The sequence below is a fragment of the Bradyrhizobium sp. LTSP885 genome, assembly GCF_000938305.1.
Lineage (GTDB): Bacteria > Pseudomonadota > Alphaproteobacteria > Rhizobiales > Xanthobacteraceae > Bradyrhizobium.
This window is the reverse complement of record NZ_JYMT01000005.1, coordinates 1-3,977: the sequence shown is the minus strand read 5'-3', so window position 1 is coordinate 3,977 and position 3,977 is coordinate 1. Positions and strand designations below refer to the sequence as shown.

Here is a 3,977-nt window from a genome sequence, read left to right as displayed (position 1 = left end):
AGTCCCCCTCACCCGCCGCTTCGCGGCGACCTCTCCCCGCAAGCGGGGCGAGGTAAGAGCCTTAGACCGCGCGCTTCAGCGGTTCGACGAGATCGGTCTTCTCCCAGGAAAAGCCGCCTTCATTGTCCGGCGTGCGGCCGAAATGGCCGTAGGCCGAGGTGCGCGCGTAGATCGGACGGTTGAGGTCGAGATGGCTGCGGATGCCGCGCGGCGTCAGATCCATCGCCTTTGCCGCCGCCCGCTCGAGCACATCCTCCGGCACCTTCCCGGTGCCGTGGGTGTCGATGTAGATCGACAGCGGCCGCGCCACGCCGATGGCGTAGGCGAGCTGCAGCGTGCAGCGGTCGGCGAGGCCGGCCGCAACGATGTTCTTGGCGACATAGCGCGCGGCATAGGCCGCCGAGCGGTCGACCTTGGTCGGGTCCTTGCCGGAGAACGCGCCGCCGCCATGCGGGGCGGCGCCACCATAGGTGTCGACGATGATCTTGCGCCCGGTGAGGCCAGAATCGCCGTCGGGACCGCCGATGAAGAACTTGCCGGTCGGATTGATGTGCCAGATGGTCTTGCCGTTGATCCAGTCCTTCGGCAGCGCCTCGCGCACATAGGGCTCGACGATGTCGCGGATCTGGCTGGACGAGATATCCTCGACCAGATGCTGGTGCGAGACCACGATCTCGCGCACGCCGACCGGCTTGCCGTTCTCGTACTGCACGGTGACCTGGCTCTTGGAGTCCGGTCCCAGCACCTTCTCCTTGCCGGAGTGGCGCGCTTCGGAGATCAGCCGCAGGATCTTGTGGGCATAGAAGATCGGTGCCGGCATCAGATCCGGCGTCTCGTTGGTCGCGTAACCGAACATGATGCCCTGGTCGCCGGCGCCCTCTTCCTTGACCTCGCCGGGTTGCAGCGCGTCGACGCCCTGCGCGATGTCGGCCGACTGCGGATGCAAGAGGATCTCGATGTCGGCCTTCTCCCAGTGGAAGCCGTCTTGCTCGTAACCGATGTCCTTGATCGCGGCGCGGACGACGCTCTCGATATGGTCGTTGGTGACCGAGCTCGGACCGCGGGTCTCGCCGGCAATCACCACCTTGTTGGTGGTCGCGAGCGTCTCGCAGGCCGCGCGGATCGCCCAGGGGTCGATGCCCGCCTTGGGCCCTTCGCGATAGAACAGGTCGACGATCTCGTCCGAAATGCGGTCGCAGACCTTGTCCGGATGGCCTTCGGAAACCGACTCGCTGGTGAACAGGTAGGACGCGCGCATCAGCAAAACCTCTTATTAGTTGCCGCCATCCCGGCGGCTCTTGTCATGGAGTGTCATTGGAGTGTCATTGGAATGTCAGTCCCGACGACGCGAGATGACGTAGGATTCGTCGTAAAACCAGAGCCCATTGTGCTTGCGCAGAACCTCTCTGGTGGCATCGAGGGTCCGCCCGCTTTCAGTCATTTCCGTCAACCGGTCATCTTCAATCTGAGCGACATACACCGCCGCATTCCACGCTGCAAAAGCCGTGGAGGTTCCGATCGAGCCGGTCACCTCGTTGGGCAGCGCTTCCATATCATATCGGAAGATCGAACGGTTATCGGCATAAGCATTAAAGTTAAGCTCCCGCCCCGCCGACCCCAGCTCGTATTTCACCGCGCGCAATAGCTCATGACGGCTGACCGCGAAAGGATTTTCTCCGGGCCAGACAGCTTGAATGATCTCAAGCCCCGGATCGTGCCCATGGGAGTGGATTCCTATCAGCCGCCCCCCGGCCCGCAGCGCTCGGGCCAGCGGCGCGATAATCCGCTTGGCGCGGAAATTCACAGAGGATTTGGCCCGATATGGCTGGGAAGCGATCACAAGGTCGAAATTGGCCTCGGTCCGGCCCGCCCGGGGGATGATCGAATCAAGCAGGAACTGGTGGTCGTCCCGGTACAGGACCAGCGCCACCGGCCGCTCATAGATCGGCATCGCGGTCCGGGGGCTGATATTGGCCCGCCAGTTCTGCTCAAGAAACGGGCCGAGTTCGGCGATCTGGGCCTCGAATTCGCCCGAGGAGGCCCCGCGCAGCGCCACCTCGTGCCAGATCATGCTGGAGGCCGCCGCGGCCGCCTTCGGCGTCAGCCACGGCGCCTCGGCGTAATACATGTTGGTGAACACGAAGACGCTGGCCGGATGCTCGAACAGGCGATCCGGCACCTTGTCGAGCGTCAGTCGGACGTCCTCGAGGCTCAGCTCCTTGCCGGCGACGTAGAACGGCATGCTGGGGAAGCGGCCATGCATGGCACGCAGTACCCGCGCCAGCACCGTGCCATCGCCCATGCCCGCGTCGAACACCCGCAGCGCCGGCGGCCGCGGATGGATCGCCGACAATTCCAGCGCGACCCTGTCGGCAATGACCCGCTTTTCGCTGCAGGTATGGACGAACAGCAGGTATCTCTGGCGGTTCTCGAAGAAGCGGAAATTGGCCTTCGGGTCGCGCTTCTCCGGCGGCACGACGAGACCGCGCGGCGGCGGCACGCCGCCGGGCGTGGATGTTGCGATGAAGGCGTTGATGCGGTCGAGCGTGTCGATGGTGATGCGCTTGCCCTCGCGCAGCCGGTGCACCAGCTTGCCGTCGTTGACGGCGCGGCGGCCGAACGTCGTCTCCGCCATGTCGGAGCGGCGGCAGAAGTCCGATATCTGGCTGAGGATGTCGTCGTTCTTCATGAGGCCAGGGGTTTGGGAAGGCGGTGGGCAGCGGAAGGGCGCACCAACGTCGTATCATCATCTGCCCACTGCTTGAACCCCTGTCCCCCCCTCCGCCACCAAACAATTGGATGCCTGTACCGTCATTGCGAGCGAAGCGAAGCAATCCAGCGATCCGCAAATGCGGCATGGATTGCTTCGTCGCTTCAGCGCAAAATTGCTTCGCAATTTTGTCGCGAGCTCCTCGCAATTGTGCAAGTTCACTAATTCGCTGATTGAATGGGTTCAGTTTTGGTCGCAGCGAAGTCCTTTGGTGTCTGGCCGCCAAGGGCCTGATGAGGCCTGTGGTTGTTGTAGTAGATCAGGTACTCGAAGAGTTCATTGGCGAAGTGATCGAGGTTATCGAAGGTTGCCCCATCGATGACGTCGTCGTCGAGGGTACGCCAGAACCGTTCGATCTTGCCGTTGGTCTGCGGCCGATAGGGTCTGGTGTAGCGATGCTTGATGCCGAGTTCGAGGAGCATGGCTTCGAAGGGATGCTCTTCACGGTTGTTTCGGGATGCGAACTCGGCGCCGTTGTCGGACATGATTTCGGCGAAGACCAGCCCATAGGTGACGTTGAGGGTGTTGATCATCTTCAGCGTCCTGAACATGACCGGCAAGGCTTTCTTGGAGGTGATGACCTCGGCCCAGGCCAGGCGCGAGCAGCTGTCGATCAGGCTGACGATATAGGCCGTGGCCGGGGGTGGCGCCAGGAACACGTCGCGTGGCAGCTGATGCAGATCGACATGGCCAAGTTCGCCGAGCTTGTCCTTGATAATGCGGCGTTTCTCCTCGCGCATCGCCGGCGTGCGCCGGTTCAGATGATAGCGTTTCAGGACCCGGTAGATCGTCGACGGCGAGGGTAGCGTATCGCGCCGCTCGCGCAAGACAGCATGGATCTCGTAGCGGTTCATCCCCCTCTGGCGGCAAGCAACGATCTCGGCCTCGATGCCTTCCGGTTCGCGCCGTTCCTTCCACTTCGGTCCGCGCCGCCGCGGCAAGAGGTCGGCCTCCTCGCCGCTTTGCAAATAGCGGTTGTAACACTTCCGGAAGGTTTGCGAGCAGGTGCCGTGATGCCGATAAAAATCTCCGACCCGGCGGAACGTTGCCGACCGCCCGGCTTTCACCGCCTCGTATTCCGGGATCAGGAACCGCCACTTCTGCAGGTAGTTCCGCTCAATCGTCCGGTCGTAGCTGTTGTCGCGCATCGAATCCTCCCGCAAGAGAATTCAATCAGCGAATTAGTGAACTTGCACAGCAATGACGG

General features: G+C 62.6%; 2 protein-coding genes and 3 pseudogenes. All 5 read right to left on the bottom strand.

Features of this window, described 5'->3' with window-relative positions; genetic code table 11:
• Window positions 1-61: 61 nt before the first annotated feature.
• Window positions 62-1,258: a methionine adenosyltransferase gene (gene metK, locus UP09_RS04700; RefSeq protein WP_044536897.1), complete on the bottom strand. Its 1,197-nt coding sequence runs from the start codon at window positions 1,256-1,258 to the stop codon at window positions 62-64.
• Window positions 1,259-1,333: 75 nt separating this feature from the next.
• Entirely contained in the window at window positions 1,334-2,689 is a 1,356-nt protein-coding gene (locus tag UP09_RS04695) for a hypothetical protein (protein WP_044536896.1), read from the bottom strand.
• A gap of 242 nt (window positions 2,690-2,931) precedes the next feature.
• Window positions 2,932-3,117 (bottom strand): annotated as a pseudogene (locus UP09_RS38930) (integrase core domain-containing protein); the annotation flags it as partial.
• Window positions 3,096-3,177 (bottom strand): annotated as a pseudogene (locus UP09_RS38925) (integrase core domain-containing protein); the annotation flags it as partial. The pseudogenes UP09_RS38930 and UP09_RS38925, both read right to left, overlap by 22 nt.
• 24 nt (window positions 3,178-3,201) lie before the next feature.
• Window positions 3,202-3,918 (bottom strand): annotated as a pseudogene (locus UP09_RS04690) (helix-turn-helix domain-containing protein); the annotation flags it as partial.
• Window positions 3,919-3,977 lie beyond the last annotated feature (59 nt).